Annotated in this window: 25 protein-coding genes and 1 other RNA gene; 18 read left to right on the top strand and 8 right to left on the bottom strand. The window is 53.5% G+C overall.

Annotated elements, in window-relative coordinates; translation table 11 throughout:
• Positions 1-237: 237 nt before the first annotated feature.
• From LA337_19160 to zapA, 3 genes are all read right to left on the bottom strand, one after another.
• A complete protein-coding gene (locus LA337_19160) occupies positions 238-834 on the bottom strand; it encodes a 5-formyltetrahydrofolate cyclo-ligase (GenBank protein UBI15260.1) in 597 nt (198 codons plus the stop codon).
• A gap of 19 nt (positions 835-853) precedes the next feature.
• A non-coding RNA gene (ssrS, locus tag LA337_19155) (6S RNA) lies at positions 854-1,037 on the bottom strand.
• Positions 1,038-1,078: 41 nt separating this feature from the next.
• The gene (gene zapA / locus LA337_19150; GenBank protein UBI15259.1) at positions 1,079-1,408 is read right to left on the bottom strand and encodes a cell division protein ZapA; all 330 of its coding nucleotides are present in this window, start codon (positions 1,406-1,408) and stop codon (positions 1,079-1,081) included.
• A 167-nt stretch (positions 1,409-1,575) separates the two neighbouring features.
• Here zapA and LA337_19145 point away from each other — a divergent pair, with 167 nt between their 5' ends.
• The 8 genes from LA337_19145 (at position 1,576) to LA337_19110 (ending at position 11,798) form a co-directional block, all read left to right on the top strand.
• The gene (locus LA337_19145) at positions 1,576-2,154 is read left to right on the top strand and encodes a YecA family protein (GenBank protein UBI15258.1); all 579 of its coding nucleotides are present in this window, start codon (positions 1,576-1,578) and stop codon (positions 2,152-2,154) included.
• Between the two features lie 24 nt (positions 2,155-2,178).
• A complete protein-coding gene (gene pepP / locus LA337_19140) occupies positions 2,179-3,504 on the top strand; it encodes a Xaa-Pro aminopeptidase (protein UBI15257.1) in 1,326 nt (441 codons plus the stop codon).
• Positions 3,501-4,679: a 2-octaprenyl-6-methoxyphenyl hydroxylase gene (gene ubiH, locus LA337_19135; GenBank protein ID UBI15256.1), complete on the top strand. Its 1,179-nt coding sequence runs from the start codon at positions 3,501-3,503 to the stop codon at positions 4,677-4,679. The genes pepP and ubiH overlap by 4 nt, the downstream gene beginning before the upstream one ends.
• 81 nt (positions 4,680-4,760) lie before the next feature.
• A complete protein-coding gene (gene ubiI / locus LA337_19130) occupies positions 4,761-5,963 on the top strand; it encodes an FAD-dependent 2-octaprenylphenol hydroxylase (GenBank protein UBI15255.1) in 1,203 nt (400 codons plus the stop codon).
• A 452-nt stretch (positions 5,964-6,415) separates the two neighbouring features.
• The gene (gene gcvT / locus LA337_19125; GenBank protein UBI15254.1) at positions 6,416-7,510 is read left to right on the top strand and encodes a glycine cleavage system aminomethyltransferase GcvT; all 1,095 of its coding nucleotides are present in this window, start codon (positions 6,416-6,418) and stop codon (positions 7,508-7,510) included.
• A 25-nt stretch (positions 7,511-7,535) separates the two neighbouring features.
• Positions 7,536-7,925 carry a glycine cleavage system protein GcvH gene (gene gcvH, locus LA337_19120; protein ID UBI15253.1) on the top strand — a complete coding sequence of 130 codons (390 nt, stop codon included), beginning with the start codon at positions 7,536-7,538 and terminating at the stop codon, positions 7,923-7,925.
• Positions 7,926-8,102: 177 nt separating this feature from the next.
• Complete coding sequence (gene gcvP, locus LA337_19115; GenBank protein UBI15252.1) at positions 8,103-10,976, top strand: aminomethyl-transferring glycine dehydrogenase; 2,874 nt, start codon at positions 8,103-8,105, stop codon at positions 10,974-10,976.
• A 78-nt stretch (positions 10,977-11,054) separates the two neighbouring features.
• On the top strand, positions 11,055-11,798 hold the full coding sequence (locus LA337_19110) for an SDR family oxidoreductase (GenBank protein ID UBI15251.1): 744 nt from the start codon (positions 11,055-11,057) through the stop codon (positions 11,796-11,798).
• A gap of 94 nt (positions 11,799-11,892) precedes the next feature.
• Here the strand turns inward: LA337_19110 and bglA are convergent, their stop codons facing one another.
• Together bglA and LA337_19100 are read right to left on the bottom strand one after the other, a co-directional pair.
• Positions 11,893-13,326 (bottom strand): 6-phospho-beta-glucosidase BglA, encoded by a 1,434-nt coding sequence (gene bglA / locus LA337_19105; GenBank protein UBI15250.1) that lies wholly within the window; start codon positions 13,324-13,326, stop codon positions 11,893-11,895.
• A 119-nt stretch (positions 13,327-13,445) separates the two neighbouring features.
• Positions 13,446-14,174, bottom strand: a complete 729-nt coding sequence (locus tag LA337_19100) for a MurR/RpiR family transcriptional regulator (GenBank protein ID UBI18515.1) — start codon at positions 14,172-14,174, stop codon at positions 13,446-13,448.
• A 52-nt stretch (positions 14,175-14,226) separates the two neighbouring features.
• Between LA337_19100 and yqfB the strand changes: the two genes are divergently transcribed.
• The gene (gene yqfB / locus LA337_19095; protein ID UBI15249.1) at positions 14,227-14,538 is read left to right on the top strand and encodes a N(4)-acetylcytidine aminohydrolase; all 312 of its coding nucleotides are present in this window, start codon (positions 14,227-14,229) and stop codon (positions 14,536-14,538) included.
• 163 nt (positions 14,539-14,701) lie between these two features.
• Entirely contained in the window at positions 14,702-15,361 is a 660-nt protein-coding gene (locus LA337_19090; GenBank protein ID UBI15248.1) for a hemolysin III family protein, read from the top strand.
• Between the two features lie 91 nt (positions 15,362-15,452).
• On the opposite strand, the gene ygfZ is transcribed toward LA337_19090, so the two are convergent.
• Positions 15,453-16,433 (bottom strand): tRNA-modifying protein YgfZ, encoded by a 981-nt coding sequence (ygfZ, locus tag LA337_19085; GenBank protein UBI15247.1) that lies wholly within the window; start codon positions 16,431-16,433, stop codon positions 15,453-15,455.
• A gap of 256 nt (positions 16,434-16,689) precedes the next feature.
• Between ygfZ and sdhE the strand changes: the two genes are divergently transcribed.
• Entirely contained in the window at positions 16,690-16,956 is a 267-nt protein-coding gene (gene sdhE / locus LA337_19080) for an FAD assembly factor SdhE (protein UBI15246.1), read from the top strand.
• Positions 16,937-17,344 carry a protein YgfX gene (locus LA337_19075; GenBank protein ID UBI15245.1) on the top strand — a complete coding sequence of 136 codons (408 nt, stop codon included), beginning with the start codon at positions 16,937-16,939 and terminating at the stop codon, positions 17,342-17,344. The genes sdhE and LA337_19075 overlap by 20 nt, the downstream gene beginning before the upstream one ends.
• Before the next feature lie 99 nt (positions 17,345-17,443).
• Here LA337_19075 and fldB read toward each other — a convergent pair whose 3' ends face one another.
• Positions 17,444-17,965, bottom strand: a complete 522-nt coding sequence (gene fldB, locus LA337_19070; GenBank protein UBI15244.1) for a flavodoxin FldB — start codon at positions 17,963-17,965, stop codon at positions 17,444-17,446.
• A 113-nt stretch (positions 17,966-18,078) separates the two neighbouring features.
• On the opposite strand from fldB, the gene xerD reads away from it, so the two are divergent.
• From xerD to lysS, 5 genes are all read left to right on the top strand, one after another.
• A complete protein-coding gene (gene xerD / locus LA337_19065) occupies positions 18,079-18,975 on the top strand; it encodes a site-specific tyrosine recombinase XerD (GenBank protein ID UBI15243.1) in 897 nt (298 codons plus the stop codon).
• A gap of 23 nt (positions 18,976-18,998) precedes the next feature.
• Complete coding sequence (gene dsbC / locus LA337_19060; GenBank protein UBI15242.1) at positions 18,999-19,712, top strand: bifunctional protein-disulfide isomerase/oxidoreductase DsbC; 714 nt, start codon at positions 18,999-19,001, stop codon at positions 19,710-19,712.
• Positions 19,713-19,717: 5 nt separating this feature from the next.
• A complete protein-coding gene (gene recJ / locus LA337_19055; GenBank protein ID UBI15241.1) occupies positions 19,718-21,451 on the top strand; it encodes a single-stranded-DNA-specific exonuclease RecJ in 1,734 nt (577 codons plus the stop codon).
• A 91-nt stretch (positions 21,452-21,542) separates the two neighbouring features.
• Positions 21,543-22,641, top strand: a protein-coding gene (gene prfB / locus LA337_19050) for a peptide chain release factor 2 (GenBank protein UBI15240.1) whose coding sequence is annotated in 2 segments (ribosomal slippage) — positions 21,543-21,617 and positions 21,619-22,641 — 1,098 coding nt in all. Because the reading frame shifts where the segments join, the coding sequence is not laid out codon by codon here.
• A 9-nt stretch (positions 22,642-22,650) separates the two neighbouring features.
• Positions 22,651-24,168, top strand: a complete 1,518-nt coding sequence (lysS, locus tag LA337_19045) for a lysine--tRNA ligase (GenBank protein UBI15239.1) — start codon at positions 22,651-22,653, stop codon at positions 24,166-24,168.
• Positions 24,169-24,253: 85 nt separating this feature from the next.
• Here the strand turns inward: lysS and idi are convergent, their stop codons facing one another.
• Positions 24,254-24,802 carry an isopentenyl-diphosphate Delta-isomerase gene (idi, locus tag LA337_19040; protein UBI15238.1) on the bottom strand — a complete coding sequence of 183 codons (549 nt, stop codon included), beginning with the start codon at positions 24,800-24,802 and terminating at the stop codon, positions 24,254-24,256.
• Positions 24,803-24,968: 166 nt separating this feature from the next.
• Between idi and LA337_19035 the strand changes: the two genes are divergently transcribed.
• Positions 24,969-25,727, top strand: a complete 759-nt coding sequence (locus LA337_19035; GenBank protein UBI15237.1) for a peptidoglycan DD-metalloendopeptidase family protein — start codon at positions 24,969-24,971, stop codon at positions 25,725-25,727.
• Positions 25,728-25,794: the final 67 nt, after the last annotated feature.

The raw sequence follows: 25,794 nt of genomic DNA, 5'->3' as shown, positions 1-25,794 counted from the left end.
TAAAAGGAATTTACGATAGAGGCGCAGCATCGCGCTGAAACGGGAAAGCCCCTACCGAAGCAGGGGCTCTAAAAAGGAAAGGGACGATGATGAGATACGTCATCATGCTGCTGATCCTGTTAATCATCGCTTGCCCAGCATATTAACAGAGAGTACGCAGGAGGGAGGTTCGCCTCCCTCACCCTTCACCGAGGAATTTAGGTCAAAAAAACGGCGCTGTCAATCGGCAAAAAACGGCTACCACTCCCAAATTTTGGACGGCGTTACCACCGCAGGCAGTGGGATATCCCACTCTTCGACAGGCAGCTTTTCCACTAACTGGCAATCATGTGCGTAGCCCACGGGTTGGATCTTATGCTGTTGCCAGTTTTGCAACGTACGGTCATAAAATCCGCCGCCCATGCCCAGTCGTTGTCCACCCTCGTCAAACGCCACTAACGGCGTAATCAGTACATCCAGCTGTGACAGCGGCAATACGTCGCGGACATCAAGTCGTGGTTCCTGAATCTTTAAGCGATTGGTTACCAGGTCGCTGTGCGGATGATAGTGCAGGAACAGCAGGTTGCCAGGGCTAAAGGGATGAAGAACCGGAAGGTAGACGCGCTTACCCGCTCGCCACAGCTGTTCGATCAACGGTTGAGTGTCGAGTTCGCCATCAAACGAGAGGAATACCGCAACGGTATGAGCGAGTACAACAGGGGGATAACTGAGCATTCGGGTCGCGGCTTGCTGACCGTATTGTCGTTGCTGTTCGGAGGTAAGCGCACGACGACGCTGACGAATCAGTTGACGGATTTCTTGTCGGGATAAAGGGAGTTCAGAAAGTAATGTCATGGCTGTTGCCAGGTAGAAGGGAATCTCCGAGATGCCGCCGCAGGCTGTAACCCTTGAACCCTTGGTTCAAGGTGAATGTGTCGTCACAGTTTTAAGGCTTCTCGGACGGGCCGAGCATGCTCACCAACCATGGAGCGCCACATTCTTGTGGTATGAAATATCGGCTCAGGGGACTGGCCCGCTTGCAAACATCTCAGAGAAATTTTGTCTTCACGGTCACTCTACCACAGTAAACCGAAAAGTGTTATTCAAAGTTTTGGCCCGTTTTTTCGGTTATGCGACCCTGATCAAGCAACGCCTGTTCGATGGTCTGTTGTAGCATCCGAATACGTTGTTCCATGCTCGCCGCGTACTCACGCGTCTTCGCTTTTTCCTGAGTTAATTCATAGCTGATGTTCAACGCGGCGATGAAAACCAACTGCTCAGTATTTGTGACTCTAGTGCGAACTTTCAGATCTTGCAATCGCTGATTGAGATCGTCCGCAGCCTGATTCAACGCATCCCTTTGTTCAGGCGGGCAATTCACTCGCAGTGAACGGCCAAATATTTGGATATCGACGGGTTGTGCAGACATGCCACCTTCCTGCTGATTGACTGCGCTGCCTTCGTCTCCAGACCTTGGGTCCGCGAAGGGGCGACACTATAGCTACCCTGGTATCAAGATACAAGCCCTTTTCTGGTCCACCAGGGTCCAAAGTGGTAGCATACCATGAATATTCCTCCCTTTGATGACGAATGCTTATGTCTATACAGAACGAAATGCCTGGCTACAACGAAGTTAGCCAGTTTTTGAACCAACAAGGGGCTGGATTAACCCCGGCCGAAATGCACGGCTTAATCAGCGGGATGATTTGCGGCGGCAACAACGACAGCTCATGGCAGCCGCTGCTGCACGACCTGACGAACGAAGGTCTGGCCTTCGGCCACGAGCTGGCTCAGGCACTGCTGAAAATGCACTCTGCTACCAGCGATGCCCTTGAGGACGACGGCTTCCTTTTTCAGCTTTATCTGCCAGAAGGCGATGACGTCAGCGTGTTCGATCGCGCCGATGCGCTGGCGGGGTGGGTAAACCACTTTTTGCTGGGGCTTGGCGTGACGCAGCCGAAGCTCGACAAAGTGACCGGTGAAACCGGGGAAGCGATTGACGACTTGCGCAATATCGCCCAGTTGGGATATGACGAAGACGAAGATCAGGAAGAGCTGGAAATGTCGCTCGAAGAGATAATTGAATACGTGCGCGTTGCCGCTTTGCTGTGTCATGACACGTTTACGCGTCAGCAGCCGACCGCGCCGGAAGTCCGTAAACCGACTCTGCACTAAGAACGAAACGCAAAGGAGAGTGTGATGAGCGAGATATCTCAGCAAGAATTCCAGCGTCGTCGCCAGGCATTACTGGCACAAATGCAGCCTGGCAGCGCCGCGCTGATTTTTGCCGCGCCTGAAGCGACGCGTAGCGCGGACAGTGAATACCCGTACCGCCAAAGCAGTGATTTCTGGTACTTCACCGGTTTTAACGAACCTGAAGCCGTGCTGGTGCTGATTAAAAGTGATGACACTCATAACCACAGCGTTTTGTTCAACCGGGTTCGCGATCTGACGGCGGAGATCTGGTTTGGCCGCCGTCTGGGCCAGGATGCCGCGCCGGAAAAACTCGGCGTTGATCGGGCGCTGGCCTTCAGTGAAATCAACCAACAATTGCACCTGTTGCTCAATGGCCTGGACGCGGTGTATCACGCGCAGGGCGAGTATGCCTGGGCGGATGAGATTGTGTGCACGGCGCTGGATAAACTGCGTAAAGGCGCCAGACAAAATCTGCACGCGCCCGCCGCGATTATCGACTGGCGCCCAATGGTGCATGAAATGCGCCTGTTCAAATCAGCGGAAGAAATTGCGGTCATGCGCCGTGCCGGAGAGATCACCGCGCTGGCGCATACCCGCGCGATGGAAAAATGTCGTCCGGGAATGTTTGAATACCAGTTGGAAGGTGAGATTCACCACGAATTTACCCGCCATGGCGCGCGTTATCCGTCCTATAACACGATTGTCGGCAGCGGTGAAAACGGCTGTATCCTGCATTACACCGAAAATGAAAGTGAAATGCGCGATGGCGATCTGGTGCTGATTGACGCTGGCTGTGAATACAAAGGCTATGCGGGCGACATTACGCGTACCTTCCCGGTAAACGGTAAATTTACCCCGGCACAGCGTGAAATTTACGACATTGTGCTGGAATCCTTAGAAACCAGCCTGCGTCTGTATCGTCCCGGAACGTCCATCCAGGACGTCACCGGAGAGGTGGTGCGCATCATGATTACGGGTCTGGTGAAGCTTGGCATTCTGCACGGCGAGGTCGACCAGCTAATTACCGAAAATGCGCACCGCCCATTCTTTATGCATGGTCTTAGCCACTGGCTGGGGCTGGATGTGCATGACGTCGGCGTTTACGGTCAGGACCGTTCACGCATTCTTGAGCCAGGAATGGTACTCACCGTCGAGCCGGGGCTGTATATCGCGCCGGACGCCGATGTACCGCCTGCTTATCGCGGTATTGGCATTCGTATTGAAGATGACATCCTCATCACCGAAGACGGCAATGAAAACCTGACCGCCAGCGTGGTGAAGAGAGCGGATGACATTGAAGCCTTAATGGCCGCGGCTCGACTGCAATGAGCGTGATTATCGTCGGTGGTGGTATGGTTGGCGCGACGCTGGCGCTGGCTATTTCTCAGCTCAGCCATGGGACTCTGCCGGTTCATCTTATAGAAGCGAGCGAACCTGAAACTGACCGCCATCCTGGGTTTGACGCCCGGGCGATCGCGCTGGCGGCAGGGACCTGCCAACAGCTGGCGCGAATTGGCGTATGGCAAGCGATTGCCGATTGCGCAACGGCAATCAAAACGGTTCACGTCAGCGATCGCGGCCATGCCGGATTTGTGACGCTGGATGCGCAGGAATACCGTATTCCAGCGCTGGGCCAGGTGGTAGAACTGCACGATGTCGGGCTGCGTCTGTTTGCGCTGCTGCGTAAAGCGCCGGGCGTCACGCTGCATTGTCCCGATCGCGTAGCCAGCGTGGCGCGTACGCAGGAACATGTTGAGGTCACGCTGGAGAATGGCGAGGTTATTACCGGTCGCGTGGTGGTCGCCGCTGACGGTACACGTTCCGCGCTGGCTACCGCCTGCGGCGTTGACTGGCAGCAGCAGCCCTATGAACAACTGGCAGTAATTGCCAACGTCACGACTTCTGTTGCGCATGACGGGCGGGCGTTTGAACGCTTCACGCAATATGGTCCGCTGGCAATGTTGCCGATGTCTGATGGCCGCTGTTCGCTGGTGTGGTGCCATCCGCTGGAACGGCGTGATGAGTTAATGGCCTGGTCCGACGAACGGTTTTGCCGTGAACTGCAAACCGCGTTTGGCTGGCGGCTGGGGCGTATTACTCAGGCAGGTAAACGCAACGCCTATCCGCTTTCGTTAACTTCGGCGCAAAAAGCGATTACCCATCGTACCGTGCTGGTTGGGAACGCAGCCCAGACGCTGCATCCTATTGCCGGACAAGGTTTTAACCTTGGTCTGCGTGACGTAATGAGCCTGGCTGAGACGTTGACGCAGGCGCAAAACAACGCGGAAGATATCGGTGATTATGCGGTGCTGGCACGCTATCAGCAGCGTCGCGAACGCGATCGCGAGACGACGATTGGTGTGACCAACAATTTAGTGTATTTGTTTGCCAATCGCTGGGCTCCGCTGGTTGTTGGGCGCAACGTCGGGCTGATGGCGATGGAATTATTCACACCCGCGCGCGATGCGCTGGCGGAGCGGACCCTGGGTTGGGTCGCGCGATAAATATGGCCAGTAGACCGGATGGCGGCGTAAACGCCTTATCCGGCCTACGGTTTTGATTGTTCCGGTTTCCAGGAGTAAACAGTGCAAAGTGTTGATGTAGCAATTGTTGGTGGCGGCATGGTAGGACTGGCGGTTGCCTGCGGCTTGCAGGGCAGCGGGTTGCGCGTTGCTGTATTAGAACAACATGTTCCACAGCCGTTGACGGCGGATGCACCTCCTCAGCTTCGCGTTTCGGCCATTAATGCCGCCAGCGAAAAACTGCTTACCCGTCTTGGCGTCTGGTCCGACATTGTTGCCCGTCGCGCTTGCTGCTACCACGGCATGGAAGTCTGGGACAAAGACAGCTTTGGCCGTATTGCGTTTGATGACCAAAGCATGGGCTACAGCCATTTGGGTCACATCGTTGAAAACTCAGAGATTCATTATGCGCTGTGGCAAAAGGCGCAGCGTTCAGCGGATATTACGCTGATGGCGCCCGCCGAATTACAGCAGGTGGCCTGGGGGGAGAACGAGGCATTTCTGACTCTCAAAGATGGCGCAATGCTGACGGCGCGTCTGGTCGTCGGTGCCGATGGTGCTAACTCCTGGCTGCGCAATAAAGCTGACATTCCGCTCACCTTCTGGGATTACCGCCATCATGCGCTGGTGGCGACTATCCGTACGCAGGAAGCGCACGGCGCGATTGCCCGTCAGGCGTTTCACGGCGAGGGGATCCTGGCATTCCTGCCGCTCAGCGATCCGCACCTGTGTTCTATCGTCTGGTCGCTCTCTCCGCAGGAAGCAGAACGTATGCAGCAGGCAAGCGTTGATGAGTTTAATCAGGCGCTGAATATCGCTTTTGATAATCGTCTGGGGCTGTGCAGCCTTGAAAGCGAACGTCAGGCGTTTCCGCTGACGGGACGCTATGCCCGTCAGTTCGCCGCCCATCGTCTGGCGCTGGTGGGGGATGCGGCGCATACTATCCACCCGCTGGCGGGTCAGGGGGTTAACCTTGGCTTTATGGATGCGGCGGAGCTGATCGATGAACTTAAGCGGCTACAACGTCAGGGTAAAGATATTGGTCAGTATCTCTATTTACGCCGCTACGAGCGCAGCCGTAAGCACAGCGCAGCAATGATGCTGGCCGGAATGCAGGGCTTTCGTGAGCTGTTTGCCGGCGAGAATCCGGCGAAAAAACTGCTGCGTGATATCGGGCTGAAACTGGCCGATACCCTGCCTGGTGTAAAACCACAGCTCATCCGTCAGGCGATGGGGCTGAACGATCTTCCTGAGTGGTTACGCTAGCGTCCGTAAGGACAATCTCAAGAGTTTGAGACCCGTCACACTTTCCTCTCCCGGCCTGCGCGCCGGGGCACTTCTCTCATTTGAAATAATCTAATTCCACGCCTTTTTTCGCATTAGTTTTTTTTATATTACGTTTTTTTCATAACGCCATTTTTGACATTTTTTCCACATTTAATGTGGATTGGTGCGGTAAATTCGCGTTTATCTTTGATTGTTATTCTGGTTAATCGCTATATCTCTGGAATTTTATTCTGCTGGCGATCTGGCCGTTTTTGGCCATAAGCTAATGTGATGGTTAATTTTGACTTATGGTTTAGCGCCTGTTTCGGTGGTAAGTTCAGGACAAAGAGAACGTTTGCGTCGTAGCCCCTGGAGCGGCTGCGGTGCTGGGTTTCGTGGCGAAAATTTCACCGCGAAAGAGTTGGTAGCCCCGCTTATTCAACGAGGAAAAGATGGCTCAACAGACTCCTTTGTACGAACAACACACGCTATGTGGCGCGCGCATGGTAGATTTCCATGGCTGGATGATGCCACTGCATTACGGTTCTCAGCTTGATGAACACCATGCTGTTCGCACCGATGCCGGAATGTTTGATGTGTCGCATATGACCATCGTCGACCTGCGCGGTAGCCGCACCCGGGAGTTCTTGCGTTATCTGCTGGCAAACGACGTCGCGAAGCTAACGAAGACGGGTAAAGCCCTCTACTCCGGGATGCTCAACGCTTCGGGCGGCGTGATAGATGACCTGATTGTCTATTACTTCACTGAAGACTTCTTCCGCCTCGTTGTAAACTCCGCCACCCGCGAAAAAGACCTCTCCTGGATTACCCAACACGCTGAACCTTATGCTATCGACATCACCGTTCGTGACGACCTGTCGCTGATTGCGGTGCAGGGGCCTAATGCGCAGGAAAAAGCAGCTACGTTGTTTACTGACGAGCAGCGCCAGGCGGTAGAAGGCATGAAGCCGTTCTTTGGCGTTCAGGCGGGTGATTTATTTATCGCAACTACCGGTTATACCGGCGAAGCTGGCTATGAAATTGCCATGCCGAATGAAAAGGCGGCAGATTTCTGGCGTGCGCTGGTACAAGCAGGTGTCAAACCTTGCGGTCTCGGCGCGCGCGACACGCTGCGTCTGGAAGCCGGTATGAACCTGTACGGGCAGGAGATGGACGAAGGAATTTCACCGCTGGCGGCCAATATGGGGTGGACCATCGCATGGGAACCGGCTGACCGCGACTTTATCGGTCGTGAAGCGCTGGAAATGCAGCGTGAAAAAGGTCATGAACAGCTGGTCGGGCTGGTGATGACCGAGAAAGGTGTGCTACGTAATGAACTGCCGGTGCGTTTCACCGATGCTTCGGGCAACCAGCAGGAAGGCATTATCACCAGCGGGACATTCTCCCCAACCCTGGGTTACAGCATCGCGTTGGCGCGTGTACCTGCGGGTATCGGTGAGACCGCAATCGTACAGATCCGTAACCGTGAAATGCCGGTAAAAGTGACTAAACCTGTTTTTGTGCGTAACGGCAAAGCCGTCGCGTAATTCATCCTTTTTTGGAGATTGATTGATGAGCAACGTACCTGCAGAACTGAAATACAGCAAAGAACACGAATGGCTGCGCAAAGAAGCTGATGGCTCTTACACCGTGGGTATCACCGAACACGCTCAGGAGCTGTTAGGTGACATGGTTTTCGTTGACCTGCCCGAAGTTGGCGCTACCGTCAGCGCGGGCGATGACTGCGCCGTTGCGGAGTCCGTAAAAGCGGCATCCGATATCTATGCGCCAGTAGGCGGTGAGATTGTTGCGGTTAACGACGCGCTCAGCGACTCCCCGGAACTGGTCAACAGCGAGCCGTATGCGGGTGGCTGGATCTTTAAAATCAAAGCCAGTGATGAAAGCGAAATTGAATCGCTGTTGGATGCGACCGCATACGAAGCATTGTTAGAAGACGAATAAATACGCTTCATTCTTCACGTTGCAGGTGTGTTGGCTTCCTCGCCCACCCCAGTCACTTACTTATGTAAGCTCCTGGGGATGCGCTGCGTCGCCGCCGTCCTGCAACGCGAATTATTTTGCGTATTCAGGTAAGTAGAGACACCTACGATTCACTGCACGTTTCAGGAACCATCGCCCATGACACAGACGTTAAGCCAGCTTGAAAACAGCGGCGCTTTCATTGAACGCCACATCGGACCGGACGCCGCGCAGCAGCAAGAGATGCTGAATGCGGTTGGCGCCGAGTCGTTAAACGCGCTGATCGGCCAGATTGTGCCGAAAGACATTCAGCTCGCAACCCCGCCGCAGGTTGGCGAGGCGGCGACCGAATACGCTGCGCTGGCTGAATTAAAAGCCATCGCCGGGCGTAACAAGCGCTTCACGTCCTACATTGGCATGGGCTACACCGCCGTGCAGTTGCCACCGGTTATCCTGCGTAACATGCTGGAAAACCCAGGTTGGTACACCGCATACACGCCGTATCAGCCGGAAGTCTCTCAGGGACGTCTGGAAGCACTGCTGAACTTCCAGCAGGTGACGCTGGATCTGACCGGTCTGGATATGGCCTCCGCCTCTCTGCTGGATGAAGCCACTGCGGCGGCTGAAGCCATGGCGATGGCCAAACGCGTCAGTAAACTGAAAAATGCCAACCGTTTCTTTGTGGCGGCTGATGTTCATCCACAAACGCTGGACGTTGTACGCACCCGTGCAGAAACCTTTGGCTTTGACGTCATAGTTGATGACGCGGCGAAAGCGCTGGATCACCAGGATGTGTTTGGCGTGCTGCTGCAACAGGTTGGCACCACCGGTGAAGTGCACGACTACAGCGCACTGATTGCTGAGCTGAAATCCCGTAAAGTTGTGGTCAGCGTCGCTGCCGACTTTATGGCGTTGGTACTGTTGACTGCACCGGGAAAACAGGGTGCGGATATCGTTTTCGGCTCTGCACAACGCTTCGGCGTACCGATGGGCTACGGCGGCCCGCACGCGGCATTCTTTGCTGCTAAAGACGAATTCAAACGCTCCATGCCAGGACGTATTATCGGCGTCTCCAAAGATGCGGCGGGTAATACCGCACTGCGCATGGCGATGCAGACTCGCGAGCAGCATATCCGCCGCGAGAAAGCGAACTCTAACATTTGTACCTCACAGGTCCTGCTGGCCAACATCGCCAGCCTGTATGCCGTGTATCATGGCCCGGTTGGTCTGAAGCGCATCGCTAATCGTATCCACCGCCTGACCGATATTCTGGCGGCTGGTCTGCAACAGAAAGGCTTAAAGCTGCGTCATGCGCACTACTTTGACACGCTGTGTGTTGAAGTGACCGATAAAGCGGCGGTTCTGGCGCGTGCTGAAGCGGCAGAAATCAACCTGCGCAGCGACATCCATAACGCGGTAGGCATTACGCTCGACGAAACCACTACCCGTGAAAACGTGGTGCAGCTGTTCAATGTTCTGCTGGGCGACAGCCACGGCCTGAGCATCGACACGCTGGATAAAGACGTGGCGCTCGATAGCCGTTCAATTCAGGACAGTATGCTGCGTGACGATGCGATCCTCAGCCATCCGGTGTTTAATCGCTATCACAGCGAAACTGAGATGATGCGTTATATGCACTCGCTGGAGCGCAAAGATCTGGCGCTGAACCAGGCGATGATCCCGCTGGGATCTTGCACCATGAAGCTCAACGCCGCTGCCGAGATGATCCCTATTACCTGGCCTGAATTTGCTGAGTTGCATCCGTTCTGCCCGCCAGAGCAGGCGGAAGGTTATCACCAGATGATCGGCCAGCTTTCCGAGTGGCTGGTAAAACTGACCGGTTATGACGCCGTCTGCATGCAGCCGAACTCCGGCGCGCAGGGCGAATACGCTGGCCTGCTGGCGATTCGTCATTATCACGAAAGCCGTAACGAAGGCCATCGCGATATCTGCCTGATCCCGGCGTCCGCCCACGGTACTAACCCGGCTTCCGCACAAATGGCGGGGATGCAGGTCGTGGTTGTCGCCTGTGATAAGAACGGCAATATCGACCTTACCTGCCTGCGTGAAAAAGCAGAACAACATGCTGCGAATCTCTCCTGCATCATGGTGACCTATCCGTCCACCCACGGCGTATATGAAGAAACGATCCGCGAAGTGTGCGACGTTGTGCACCAGTTTGGCGGTCAGGTTTACCTTGATGGCGCGAACATGAATGCTCAGGTTGGGATCACTACGCCGGGCTTTATCGGCGCAGATGTATCGCACCTCAACCTGCATAAAACGTTCTGCATTCCGCACGGCGGCGGCGGTCCAGGTATGGGGCCGATCGGCGTTAAATCGCATCTGGCGCCGTTCGTACCGGGCCACAGCGTAGTTCAGATTGAAGGAATGCTAACCCGTCAGGGCGCAGTATCTGCGGCGCCGTTCGGTAGCGCATCCATTCTGCCAATTAGCTGGATGTACATCCGTATGATGGGCGCAGAAGGTCTGAAACAGGCAAGCCAGGTGGCGATCCTTAACGCTAACTACATTGCCAGCCGTCTGAAAGATGCTTATCCGGTGCTGTATACCGGTCGTGATGGTCGCGTGGCGCATGAATGTATTCTCGACATTCGCCCGCTGAAAGAAGAGACCGGTATCAGTGAACTGGATATTGCCAAGCGTCTGATCGATTACGGTTTCCATGCGCCGACCATGTCGTTCCCGGTTGCGGGTACGCTGATGGTGGAACCGACCGAATCTGAAAGCAAAGTGGAACTGGATCGCTTTATCAACGCAATGCTGGCAATCCGCGCTGAGATCGACCGCGTGAAAGCTGGTGAATGGCCGCTTACAGACAACCCGCTGGTTAACTCCCCGCACACGCAAAACGAGTTGGTCGCGGAGTGGAATCATGGTTACAGCCGCGAAATCGCCGTCTTCCCGGCAGGTGTTGCGAACAAATACTGGCCGACCGTGAAACGCCTTGATGATGTTTACGGCGACCGTAATCTGTTCTGTTCCTGCGTGCCGATGAGTGAATATCAGTAACTTTTCCGCGTAGTAAAGCAGTTTCCAGGCCGGGTAAGGCGAAGCCGCCTCCCGGCTTTTTCATATCTGGAGGTATCCATGGGAATCGCACTTGTTACGGGTGGTAGTCGCGGTATTGGTCGGGCAACCGCGCTGCAGTTAGCGCAAGAGGGTTACACGGTGGCCGTTAATTTTCACCATAATATTCGTGCTGCAACCGAGGTGGTGAATATCATTGCCGCTGCCGGGGGAAAGGCGTTTGCTCTGCGGGCTGATATCAGCGATGAAAGTCAGGTTGGAGCGATGTTTGAGTCCATTGACCGCGAAGGGGAGCCGCTGACTGCGCTGGTGAATAATGCCGGGATTTTGTTTGAACAGAGCACGGTGGAAAGCCTGACTGCCGAAAGAATCAACCGCGTACTGGCAACCAATGTTACCGGCTATTTTTTGTGTTGTCGGGAAGCGGTAAAGCGCATGTCGTTCAAACATGGAGGGCAAGGTGGGGCGATTGTGAATGTCTCTTCGGCAGCGTCAAGGCTTGGCGCCCCTTTCGAATATGTTGATTACGCGGCCTCAAAAGGCGCAGTAGACACGCTTACCACCGGCCTGGCGCTGGAGGTTGCGGCGCAAGGGATCCGCGTGAACTGTGTGCGACCGGGTCTTATCTACACTGAAATGCACGCGTCTGGCGGCGAGCCGGGAAGGGTTGATCGAGTGAAATCCTCGTTACCTATGCAGCGCGGCGGACAGCCGGAGGAGGTCGCGCAGGCGATTACCTGGCTGCTGAGCGAGAAGGCATCATATGTGACGGGGAGTTTTCTGGAACTGGCTGGCGGGAAGTAGAGATTTATTTGCCGGATAGTGCTGTGCTTATCCAGCCTACGGGCGCATAACCTGTAGGCTGGATAAGATGCTTACGTCGCCATCTGGTAAAAAATCACAGATTCTCGCCGTTGCTGGCAATGACCTCTTTGTACCAGTTAAAACTTTTCTTGCGTGAACGCGACATATCGCCGGTGCCGTCGTCGTGTTTGTTCACGTAAATAAAGCCGTAACGTTTGCTGTACTGGCCGGTGGTGAACGAGACGCAATCGATGCAACCCCACGGCGTGTAGCCCATCAGGTCTACGCCATCATAGGTCACCGCTTTCATCATCTCTTCAACGTGGGCGCGCAGGTAGTCGATGCGGTAGTCATCGTGGATGCTGCCGTCTTCTTCCACTTTGTCGTAAGCGCCAAATCCGTTTTCAACGATAAACAGCGGCTTCTGATAGCGCTCGTACAGTTCGCATAACGCGTAACGCAGGCCGACCGGATCAATCTGCCAGCCCCAGTCGGATGCTTTTACGTGTGGGTTCGGCACGCTGCCCTCAAAACCGGAAATGGCATCGCCGCTGCCGCCTTCCGCTTTTACCGCGTTGGTCATGTAGTAGCTAAATCCGAGATAGTCGCAGGTGCCTTCTCGCAGGATTTGCTCATCGCCAGCTTCCATTCGGATGTTGAATTCGCGGCGCTCCCATTCGTTCAGCACATAGGATGGATAGTAGCCGCGCAGTTGAACGTCGGTGAAAACGTAACGCTCACGCATAGACTCCTGGGCGAACATCACATCTTCAGGCTTACAGGAGTATGGGTACAGTGGCACCATCGCCAGCATGCAGCCGACTTTCATTTCCGGGTTGATGCGACGTGCGGCTTTCACCGCCAGAGCGCTGGCCACGAACTGGTGGTGCAGCACCTGGTACATAGTTTCTTCCGGGTTTTCATGCTCGGTATACACCACGCCGGAGCAGCAATAACCAAACAGTGGCGCGCGCCAGTTTCGCTGGTTGTTGATCTCGTTAAAGGTCATCCAGTACTTGACCTTGTGTTTGTAGCGCTCAAAGACCACTTCAGCAAATCGGACAAAGAAATCGACGACTTTACGATTGGTCCAGCTACCGTACTGCTGGACCAGATGCAGCGGCATTTCAAAGTGAGAAAGGGTGATGACTGGCTCGATGTTGTACTTAAGCAGTTCATCAAACATGTCGTCGTAGAACTTTAGTCCTTCTTCGTTTGGCTGGGTTTCGTCCCCTTGAGGAAAGATGCGGGTCCAGGCGATTGACGTACGGAAGCATTTGAAGCCCATCTCGGCAAACAGCTTAATGTCTTCTTTGTAATGACCGTAAAAATCAACGGCTTCGTGGTTGGGATAGTACTTACCTGGCACAACTTCCTGAGTGATTTCCCGCGGAATGCCGTGTGCGCCACCGGTCAGTACGTCGCAAATGCTGGGGCCTTTACCACCTTTGTTCCAGCCTCCTTCAACCTGGTGCGCCGCCACCGCGCCGCCCCATAAAAAATCTTTTGGTAAGGTAAGTTTTTTCATCTGCGTCAGTCTCAAATTAATACAATCTGATTTTGAGTCTAACAAAGGAAAGATAAATGTCACGCTATAACAAAATAGCGTTAATGTGATTTGTTACATCAAAAAAACAGATTGTTTTTTTACGCTATTCTTTTCGCCAGCTTGCGGCCAAGTGATTCCAGAATATAAATAACAGGGATTTGCGTGGTTATATCGTATACCCCGGCAATGCGCGTTTGTGGAACGTGCCAGGAGAGGTTAAAGTCAGCGAGTTTCGCCAGACGCGAATGTTCATGGCTGGTGACCGACAGGACCTTACAGTTGTGCAGGCTGAACTGGCTGGCAAAACGCAGGATCTCTTCTGTTTCACCAGAAACGGAAAGCACGATCGCCAGCGCATTTCTGGCCATATCATTCGTTACCGGGAAATAAGGGTCATCAATGTGATTACTGAATTTTCCGACATTTGAGAAAAAACGTGCGCCATATTTGGCTAAAGCTCCGGATGTTCCCGCTCCGACGAATATAATACGTTCGGAGGATAATATAATATCAACAGCCTGATCGAGCAGATTATCGAACTCGTCGTTATTGACGCCTTTAAAGAAGCTGATGATTTCGCTGGCACCGAAATTAGCCTGTTGCGGTTCATTCTGCTCTAAATATAATTTGAAGCGTACGCGAAATTCTGAGTAACCTTCACACTTAAGCTTGCGGCAAAAGCGCAGCACGGTGGTTGTAGAAACGCCCACGGCATCGGCCAGTTCGCGAATGGTCATGTACATGACTTTGTCACGGTTTTTGATGACATAGTTGTAGACCAGCATCTCAAGATTGTTGAGACTGGCGATGGCAGCGTGGGAGAACATACTCACAATGGCAAAACTCACTCATCAGACTTCATCTACAGGGAATAATAACATGCAGCCAAATGACATCACTTTTTTTCAGCGTTTCCAGGATGACATTCTGGCCGGACGCAAAACCATCACCATTCGTGACGAGTCCGAATCACACTTCAAAACCGGTGACATTCTACGGGTTGGACGCTTTGAGGATGAGGGATACTTCTGCACGATTGAGGTTGTTGGCACCTCAACCGTTACGCTGGATATGCTGACGGAAAAACATGCCCAGCAGGAAAATATGACGCTTGAAGAACTTAAACATGTCATTGCTGAGATTTACCCGGATCAAACGCAATTTTATGTGATTGATTTTAAATGCCTTTAATTATAAAGGTACGCCTGTTAGCTGAAATTATAAAATTAACATAATGATTTTTATGGGTTAATTTTTATCTGGGAATTATTTTAGCTAACAGGTGTTCACTGGAACCATTCTCAGTTACGCTAGAGGAGCAATCACGATAGTGCACGTTTCTCGGGAGTAAGTTATGGTTCAGAAGCCATTAATCGCGCAGGGATATTCGCTGGCAGAGGAAATAGCCAACAGCATCAGTCACGGTATCGGGCTGGTGTTTGGGATTGTCGGACTGGTGTTATTGCTGGTCCAGGCAGTGGATACCAACGCCAGCGTTATGGCGATAACCAGCTATAGCCTGTACGGCGGCAGCATGATCCTGCTGTTTCTCGCCTCAACCTTGTATCACGCGATCCCCCATCAGAGAGCGAAAGTCTGGCTGAAAAAATTCGACCATTGTGCGATTTATCTGCTGATTGCCGGGACCTACACACCATTTCTGCTGGTGGGACTGGATTCGCCACTGGCACGTGGGTTGATGATTGTTATCTGGAGCCTGGCGCTGATCGGTATTTTATTCAAACTGACCATTGCGCACCGGTTTAAGGTTCTCTCACTGGTAACCTACCTGACAATGGGCTGGCTATCACTGATTGTGGTGTATCAACTGGCGGTTAAACTGGCTGTGGGGGGCGTGACGTTGCTGGCCGTTGGTGGTGTGGTGTATTCGCTGGGCGTAATTTTCTACGTTTGTAAGCGTATTCCATACAACCATGCTATCTGGCACGGCTTTGTGCTGGGCGGCAGCGTTTGCCACTTTCTGGCGATTTATTTGTATGTTGGACAGGCGTAATCCTTGATTCCGGATGGCGGCTAACGCCTTATCCGGCCTACAAAATGTGCCTGTAGGCCGGATAAGCGTAGCGCCATCCGGCGTTAATCTTTTACTCTTCCAGTGAATACGGCAGCGGCACAATATGCAGCGTTTTCGCGTCGTCACGAACGCGGAACACGCTGTCGGCTTCCATATCGTTATTCATCACAACCTGCACCAGTATCTGACCATCAGCCAGTTGCACCGCGGCGAGTACGGTGCCGGTACGGCGCCAGTTCTCGCCCATTTTCAGCTCCAGGTCTTCACCCGCTTCTGGTACCCGACTGGCCGCACCTGCCAGAGTCCACATGGCGCGTTTGTTGGCTCCGCGGAATTTTGCGCGAGCAACCATTTCCTGACCGGTATAGCAGCCTTTTTTAAAACTGATCCCGCCCAGTGCCTGCAGATTGGTGGCTTGCGGAATAAACTGCGCACTGTTGGCAGTATCAATAACAGGAATACCTGCTTCTATATCCAGCGCCAGCCACTGCTGGCTGTTATTTAACTCCGCTTCACCGCGCAGCTTCTCTACCAGGGTTTCCGCCGTTGCAACATTAACGATCAGCAGGAAACGCTCAGCAGGATGTTCGAACCACAACAGGGTGGAAGAACCGTCAGTAATAACCTGTTTATCGCTGTTTGGTAATTCGCTAAAGAGATTGGCCAGCGCCGCACGCGCCTGGAACCCCGCTACACCCAGCAGTACTCGCTCGTCGTCCGGGACAATCGCCACCTTCGAGAAAACCGCATATTTTTTCAGCTCAGTGAGCTGCGCATCACGCAGGCTACGGCGCTCAAGCCATGCAAAACCGTCACCCTGGCGGAACAGACGCAGGTTGCTCCACATTTTACCTTTGGCGTCACAATGTGCAGCCAACAGGTGCTGATGCTCGGTCATCTGGCTGACATCCGCCGTGACCTGACCCTGAATATACTTCTCACTGTCGACACCGGTGATGGTGGCGAGCGCCCAGTCATCGAGCGTCATTAGCGTCAGAGGCAAACGCGTTGACGCGAAAGGCTGGCGAGGAGGAAAAGATGTAAAAGCCATAATAATGTCCTGATTTGCTTAACGCAGTGATAATGACTAATGGTAAAAGAGCTATGGCCCATTGCAAGCGGTTTAAACAGGCTATTTGTGCCATATATTAAGCTTTGCGAGGAGACATCCAAAAATGCTGAATCCTTTGACTTAATGCGGTTTTATTTAGCGAACACGCTTCCGTTTAATGATATTCCCGTAAATGTGCGGGAAAAACACGTTACAATAGCGGGATACTTCGTTTTCGCGAGACAGGGAGAAGAACATGGATATTAACAACAAAGCGCGTATTCATTGGGCATGCCGTCGCGGTATGCGCGAGTTGGACATCTCGATCATGCCGTTTTTCGAACATGAATACGACAGCTTAAGTGACGAAGAAAAACGTATCTTTATCCGTCTGCTAGAATGTGATGATCCAGACTTGTTTAACTGGTTGATGAATCATGGGAAACCAGCTGATGCTCAGTTGGAGCAGATGGTGCGACTTATCCAGACACGGAATCGGGAACGTGGTCCAGTGGCAATCTGATTTACGCGTTTCATGGCGCGCGCAATGGCTTTCGCTGCTCATTCATGGGCTGGTGGCGGTATTCATTTTATTGATGCCCTGGCCATTGAGCTACACCCCATTATGGCTGGTTCTGCTCTCTCTGGTGGTGTTCGATAGCGTCCGAAGCCAGCGCCGAATTAACGCCTGTCAGGGCGAGATTCGGCTGTTGATGAACGGTCGACTGCGCTGGCAAGGGCAAGAGTGGTCTATTGTTAGCGCACCCTGGATGGTCAAAACGGGCATGATGCTGCGTTTGCGTTCTGATGTCGGAAAGCGTCAGCATTTGTGGCTGGCGGCAGACAGTATGGATGATGCTGAGTGGCGGGATTTGCGACGGTTAATACTGCAACAGGCGAAGCAGGGATAACGTCGATAAATGCCTGGTGGGGCGCAGCTTTAAGGTCTCGGTTCGGTCAATAAAGTAGGCCGGATATGGCGTATACGTCAGGATCCGGCAAAGTGGTTATCAGGACCAGTGTTCGGCCATTTCACCAAGAATTTGCTCGCACCAGGCCTGAATGCGTTCATCGCTGAGATCGTACTGATTTGTTTCGTCCAGCGCCAGGCCAACAAACAGCTGTCCATCGGCAATGATGGGTTTATCGCTGGTGAATTCATAGCCTTCGGTTGGCCAGTAACCAACAAATTTTACGCCCTTGGTGACCAGCTTATCATGCAGCATACCCAGCGCATCCAGGAACCATTCGCCGTAACCCAACTGATCGCCCATACCGTAAAGCGCAACGATTTTGCCCTCCAGGTTGAGGTCGTCCAGTTGCTCCCAGACTGCTTCCCAGTCCTCCTGAATTTCACCGAAATCCCAGGTCGGGATGCCCATAATGAGCACGTCATACTGCTCCATTAAGCTCGGGGAATCATCTTTGAGGTTGTGCAGTGTCACCAGTTCGGGACCCAGGATATCGCGGATTTTTTCTGCTGCCATTTCGGTGTAGCAGGTGCTGGAACCGTAAAAAAGACCCATGTTCATGACGTAAACATCTCAATTCTGCTGTAGCGTTGCGGGTAGTGTAACAGAATCGCCGCATTCTCGGCACAATGAGGCATAATGCATCAAAAATGAGAGTGGATTAAGGGGCGCGAGTGGAACAGGATCTGGCGCGCATCGAGCAGTTTCTTGATGCCCTGTGGCTGGAACGAAATCTGGCGGAAAACACATTAAGTGCGTATCGTCGCGATCTGACCATGCTTGTCGAATGGCTACATCACCGCGGCGCTTCGCTTGCGACTGCGCAGAGTGATGACCTGCAAGCATTTCTGGCTGAACGGATGGATGGGGGATATAAAGCCACCAGCTCCGCACGCTTGCTCAGTGCAACGCGGCGTTTTTTTCAGCATCTGTACCGTGAGAAATATCGCGAAGATGACCCCAGCGCCTCGCTTGCATCACCTAAACTTCCGCAGCGTCTGCCCAAAGATCTCAGTGAGGCACAGGTAGAACGACTGCTGCAGGCACCGCTCATCGAACAACCGCTGGAGCTTCGCGACAAAGCCATGCTGGAAGTGTTGTATGCCACGGGCCTGCGCGTGTCTGAACTGGTGGGGCTGACGATGAGTGACGTCAGCCTGCGTCAGGGCGTGGTCCGGGTGATCGGTAAAGGTAATAAAGAGCGCCTTGTCCCGTTAGGTGAGGAGGCGGTGTACTGGCTGGAAACGTACCTGGAACATGGTCGTCCATGGTTGCTCAACGGTGTATCGATTGATGTGCTGTTTCCCAGCCAGCGGGCGCAACAGATGACCCGTCAAACGTTCTGGCATCGTATTAAACATTATGCTGTGTTGGCTGGAATCGACAGCGAAAAGCTGTCTCCGCACGTCCTGCGGCACGCGTTTGCCACCCATCTGCTCAACCATGGCGCTGACCTGCGCGTGGTGCAGATGCTACTGGGGCATAGCGATCTCTCGACAACGCAGATTTATACTCATGTCGCAACGGAGCGCTTGCGGCAACTACATCAACAGCATCACCCGCGAGCGTGAGTGCTGACAGGAAAGGATAGGTTATGAAAAAACGTTTTATGATGTTCACTCTGCTGGCGACGGCGTTTTCCGGCATGGTACATGCAGACGATGCGGCGATTCGCCAGTCATTAGCGAAGCTGGGCGTTCAGAGTACCGAGATTCAGTCAGCTCCGGTTGCGGGCATGAAAACGGTACTGACCAATAGCGGCGTGCTGTACGTTACTGAAGACGGTAAACATATTATTCAGGGACCGATGTATGACGTGAGTGGCGCGAGCCCGGTAAATGTCACCAATCAGCTGCTAATGAAACATTTGAACGCGCTGGAGAACGAGATGATCGTCTACAAAGCGCCGCAGGAAAAACACGTCATTACCGTTTTTACCGACATCACCTGTGGCTACTGCCACAAGCTGCATGAAGAGATGAAAGATTACAATGCGTTAGGGATCACCGTACGCTATCTGGCCTTCCCTCGTCAGGGACTGGAAAGCCAGGCCGAGCAGGACATGAAGTCTATCTGGTGCGCGAAGGACAAAAACAAAGCCTTTGACGACGCCATGGCTGGCAAAGATGTGAAAGCGGCGACCTGTGATGTGAACATCGCTAACCACTACGCGCTGGGCGTACAGTTTGGCGTCAGCGGTACGCCGGCGATTGTGCTGAGCAATGGCTACGTAGTGCCAGGCTATCAGGGCCCGAAAGAGATGAAAGAATTCCTCGATGCGCATGCAAAACAAACCAGCGGTAAATAATTCGCGTGAAACAACAGATACAACTTCGTCGGCGTGAGGCCGACGAGACCGCCGAGCTACCTGCTGACTTGCCGCCATTGCTGCGCCGTTTATACGCCAGTCGCGGCGTGCGCAGCGCGCAGGAGCTTGAGCGTAGCGTGAAAGGCATGCTGCCGTGGCAGCATTTGAACGGCGTCGAAAAAGCGGTAGAAATCCTCTATAACGCCTTTCGTGCGGGAACCCGCATCATCGTGGTCGGTGATTTTGACGCCGATGGCGCCACCAGTACAGCGCTCAGCATCCTGGCAATGCGCGCGTTGGGCTGCAGCAACGTGGACTACCTGGTGCCTAATCGTTTTGAAGACGGCTATGGCTTAAGCCCGGAAGTGGTGGATCAGGCTCATGCTCGTGGCGCTCAACTGATTGTCACCGTAGATAATGGCATCTCGTCCCATGCGGGGGTTGAACATGCCAGAACGTTGGGGATCCCGGTCGTTGTGACCGATCACCACCTGCCAGGGGACACGCTGCCGGGCGCTGAAGCGATTATCAATCCTAACCTGCACGATTGTGAATTCCCGTCTAAATCGCTGGCAGGCGTTGGCGTGGCCTTCTATCTGATGCTGGCGCTACGCACCTTCCTGCGTGACAAAGGCTGGTTTGATGAACGAGGCATTACGCCGCCGAACCTGGCGGATTTGCTCGATCTGGTCGCGCTTGGCACGGTGGCCGATGTGGTCCCGTTGGATGCCAATAACCGCATTTTGACGTGGCAAGGCTTAAGCCGTATTCGTGCCGGAAAGTGTCGCCCGGGTATTAAAGCGCTGCTGGAGATTTCCAATCGCGATCCACTCAAATTGGCTGCCAGTGATTTAGGTTTTGCCCTCGGGCCCAGACTGAACGCGGCGGGGCGCCTGGACGATATGTCCGTTGGCGTGGCGCTGTTGCTGTGCGACAACATTGGCGAAGCGCGCGTGTTGGCTAATGAGCTGGACGCACTCAACCAGACGCGCAAAGAGATAGAGCAGGGTATGCAGGCCGAAGCGCTGACCCTGTGTGAAAAGCTGGAACGCAGTAGTGATATGCTACCGGGCGGTCTGGCGATGTATCATCCCGAGTGGCATCAGGGGGTGGTGGGGATTCTGGCATCGCGTATTAAAGAGCGCTTCCACCGTCCGGTGATTGCGTTTGCTCCTGCCGGTGACGGTACGCTGAAAGGCTCCGGGCGTTCGATTCAGGGGCTGCACATGCGCGATGCGCTGGAGCGCCTGGACACCCTTTATCCGGGCATGATCCTCAAGTTTGGCGGTCACGCCATGGCGGCGGGATTGTCGCTGGAGGAGGCGCAGTTTGAACGTTTTCAGCAGCGTTTCGGCGAACTGGTAACCGAGTGGCTGGATCCCGCTTTACTGCAGGGCGAAGTAGTGTCAGACGGACCTTTGAGCGCGGCGGAGATGACCATGGACGTCGCGCAAATGCTGCGTGATGCCGGGCCGTGGGGGCAAATGTTCCCTGAACCGCTGTTTGACGGGCATTTCCGTTTGCTCCAGCAGCGTCTGGTCGGTGAGCGTCATCTGAAGGTGATGGTCGAGCCTGTTGGCGGCGGTCCACTGCTGGACGGTATTGCGTTTAATGTCGATACCACCTGCTGGCCGGACAACGGTGTTCGTGAAGTTCAGCTTGCCTACAAACTGGATATTAACGAGTTTCGCGGCAACCGCAGCTTGCAGATTATTATCGACAATATCTGGCCAGTCTGACGAATTTAGTGTGTATAAAATTGAGCCGGGATCCGGTACAATCCCGCTCTTATAACCGCATTTTGACTAGTCCAATAAAAGAAATCAGACAATGTTTGAAATTAATCCGGTAAATAACCGCATTCAGGACCTCACGGAGCGCTCTGACGTTCTTAGGGGGTATCTTTGACTATGATGCCAAGAAAGAGCGTCTGGAAGAAGTAAACGCCGAGCTGGAGCAGCCCGACGTGTGGAACGAACCCGAACGCGCTCAGGCGCTGGGCAAAGAGCGTTCCTCCCTTGAGGCCATCGTTGATACGCTCGATCAGATGAGCCAGGGCCTGGAAGATGTCTCCGGCCTGCTGGAACTGGCTGTAGAAGCCGACGACGAAGAAACCTTTAACGAAGCCGTAGCAGAACTCGATACCCTGGAAGATAAGCTGGCCCAGCTGGAATTCCGTCGTATGTTCTCCGGTGAATATGACAGCGCAGATTGCTATCTCGATATTCAGGCTGGCTCCGGCGGTACGGAAGCGCAAGACTGGGCAAGCATGCTGATGCGTATGTATCTGCGTTGGGCTGAAGCGCGCGGCTTTAAGACCGAAATTATTGAAGAATCTGAAGGTGAAGTGGCGGGTATTAAATCCGTGACCATCAGAATTGCTGGCGAATATGCGTACGGTTGGCTGCGGACTGAAACCGGCGTACACCGTCTGGTTCGTAAGAGTCCGTTCGACTCCGGCGGTCGTCGCCATACGTCGTTCAGTTCTGCGTTTGTTTATCCGGAAGTTGACGATGATATTGATATCGATATCAACCCGGCGGACCTGCGTATTGACGTTTATCGCGCCTCTGGTGCGGGCGGTCAGCACGTTAACCGTACGGAATCTGCGGTGCGTATTACCCACATCCCGACCGGGATCGTGACGCAGTGTCAGAACGACCGTTCCCAGCACAAGAACAAAGACCAGGCCATGAAGCAGATGAAAGCGAAGCTTTATGAACTGGAAATGCAGAAGAAGAATGCCGAGAAACAGGCGATGGAAGACACTAAGTCAGATATCGGCTGGGGTAGCCAGATTCGTTCTTATGTCCTTGATGACTCCCGCATCAAAGATCTGCGTACCGGGGTTGAAACCCGCAACACGCAGGCGGTGCTGGATGGCAGCCTGGATCAATTTATCGAAGCAAGTTTGAAAGCAGGGTTATGAGGAACCAACATGTCTGAACAACACGTACAGGGCGCTGACGCGGTAGCCGACCTTAACAATGAACTGAAGACGCGCCGTGAGAAGCTGGCGAGCCTGCGCGAGCAGGGGATCCCATTCCCGAACGATTTCCGTCGCGATCATACCTCAGACCAACTGCATGCTGACTTTGACGCGAAAGAAAATGAAGAGCTGGAAGCGCTGAACATCGAAGTATCCGTTGCTGGCCGTATGATGACCCGCCGTATTATGGGCAAAGCATCATTCGTTACGCTGCAGGATGTTGGCGGTCGCATTCAGCTGTACGTTGCTCGCGACGATCTGCCGGAAGGCGTCTACAACGAGCAGTTCAAAAAATGGGATCTGGGCGATATCCTCGGCGCGAAAGGTAAGTTGTTCAAGACCAAGACTGGTGAGCTGTCTATTCATTGCACCGAGCTGCGTCTGCTAACCAAAGCGCTGCGCCCGCTGCCGGATAAATTCCACGGTCTGCAGGATCAGGAAGCGCGCTATCGTCAACGCTACCTGGATCTCATCTCTAACGATGAATCCCGCAACACCTTTAAAGTGCGTTCACAGATTATGGCGGGTATCCGTCAGTTCATGGTGGGTCGCGGCTTTATGGAAGTAGAAACCCCGATGATGCAGGTGATCCCAGGCGGTGCGGCAGCGCGTCCGTTTATCACTCATCATAACGCGCTGGATCTGGACATGTATCTGCGTATCGCGCCGGAACTGTACCTCAAGCGTCTGGTGGTTGGCGGCTTCGAACGCGTTTTCGAAATTAACCGTAACTTCCGTAACGAAGGCATCTCTGTTCGCCATAACCCAGAGTTCACCATGATGGAACTCTACATGGCTTATGCGGACTACAAAGATCTGATCGAGTTGACCGAATCACTGTTCCGTACGCTGGCGCAGAACGTTCTGGGAACGACTGAAGTGCCTTACGGTGAAGAAGTCTTCGACTTCGGTAAGCCGTTCGAAAAACTGACCATGCGCGAAGCGATTCAGAAATACCGTCCGGAAACCAATATGGCCTCCCTGGATAACTTCGACTCTGCAAAAGCGATTGCTGAATCTATCGGCATCAAGGTTGAGAAGAGCTGGGGTCTGGGCCGTATCGTGACCGAGATCTTTGAAGAAGTTGCGGAAGCGCACCTGATTCAACCAACCTTCATTACCGAGTACCCGGCAGAAGTTTCTCCGCTGGCGCGTCGTAATGATGAAAACCCGGAAATCACCGATCGCTTCGAATTCTTCATCGGTGGACGTGAAATCGGTAACGGTTTCAGCGAGCTGAACGATGCGGAAGATCAGGCGCAGCGTTTCCAGGATCAGGTTAACGCCAAAGATGCGGGTGATGACGAAGCGATGTTCTACGACGAAGACTACGTTACCGCTCTGGAACACGGCTTGCCGCCGACTGCGGGTCTGGGTATTGGTATCGACCGTATGGTTATGCTGTTCACCAACAGCCATACCATCCGCGATGTGATCCTGTTCCCGGCGATGCGCCCGGTTAAGTAAGATGTGAAATGCCGGATGGTGGCTGATGCCTTATCCGGCCTACTATTTATTATGTAGGCCAGGTAAGCGTCGCCCCATCAGGCAGTCAATTCCTGTTGGCAAACTTGCGCAGTAATTCTCGCGCCTTATCGTTTGCAACCTGTAATACCATCCATGGGCTAAAAGCCCATGGCGTCGCGTCAATTCCGCTTAAGACATCCTCAAGATTGCCCCACTGGCAATCCATCACTTCATCTGGGTTTAGCTGTAGCTCACTGACGATCTGTGCGGCATAAACCGGGCATACTTCGTTTTCCACTATTCCACTCGGGTCCGCAGCGCAATAACGAAAATCAGCATACACGGGGCTGAGCGCGTCAATGTCTACACCCAGTTCGAAGCGAGCCCGGCGGACAATAGCGGCTTCGGTACTTTCACCCAACTGCGGGTGACCGCAGACAGAGTTGGTCCAGACGCCTGGCCAGGCTTTTTTATGCAGTGAGCGGCGGGTCACCAGCAGTTGTCCCTGGTCGTTAAATATCCAGCAGGAAAACGCAGCGTGCAGAGGCGTTGTGGCGGTATGCGCCGCATACTTTTCCAGTGTTCCACAAGGCTGGTCCTGCTCATTCAATAATATGACATGTTCCTGTCGCATAGCATCCACCATCAATCTTAAGCACCCATATTATATGCTTAATTAAGTCATAATGATTAACAGAGGGTGTGAAATGCCAGCGTCGACGTCTCGTTGCGCGATATGATTTGGCTTCCGGTTTCTGGCTGCTATGATAAAGCGTCTGAAAATGTTGCGAGGTATTGTTTTGAGTGCAGGACGCCTGAAGAAAAATGGCCTGAGTATCGCGATGCTGCTGTGTGTCGGTCTGCTGTTAGCAGGGTGTTCCGGGAGCAAGTCGTCTGATACAGGAAGTTATTCCGGCTCCGTGTATACCGTGAAGCGGGGAGATACGCTATACCGTATTTCGCGCGCCACCGGGACCAGCGTGAAAGAGATCGCCCGCCTGAATAATATTTCACCGCCCTATACCATTGAAGTAGGACAAAAGCTAAAAGTTAGCAGCGGCGCGAAATCCAGTTCTGGCTCTGGCAAAGCAACCAAAAAATCCGCAACCAAAACGGCGGCGGTCAGACCATCTTCTTCTGTGCCGCAGTCGTCGTGGCCGCCAGTGGGGCAACGCTGTTGGCTGTGGCCCGCCAGCGGTAAAGTGATCCTGCCTTATTCAACCGCGGACGGCGGCAATAAGGGCATTGATATCTCGGCTGCGCGCGGTACGCCGATTTACGCGGCCGGAGCCGGGAAGGTGGTTTATGTCGGCAATCAGCTGCGGGGTTACGGTAATCTCATTATGATTAAGCACAGTGAGGATTACATCACTGCGTATGCGCATAATGACACCATGTTGGTGAACAACGGTCAAAACGTGAAAGCCGGGCAGAAGATCGCGACGATGGGCAGCTCGGATGCGACTACGGTGCGGCTGCATTTCCAGATCCGCTACCGGGCGACAGCTATCGATCCGCTGCGTTATTTGCCGCCGCAGGGCAGTAAACCAAAATGCTGACGGTGAATTAATCGCCAGTCAGTCGGTTAGTCCCTTGCCAAGAAGAGCGTAAGGTTTATAATCCCTT

It is taken from the genome of Citrobacter europaeus (assembly GCA_020099315.1).
GTDB classification, from domain to species: Bacteria; Pseudomonadota; Gammaproteobacteria; order Enterobacterales; family Enterobacteriaceae; genus Citrobacter; species Citrobacter europaeus.
This window is presented reverse-complemented; position numbering and strand designations above follow the sequence as displayed.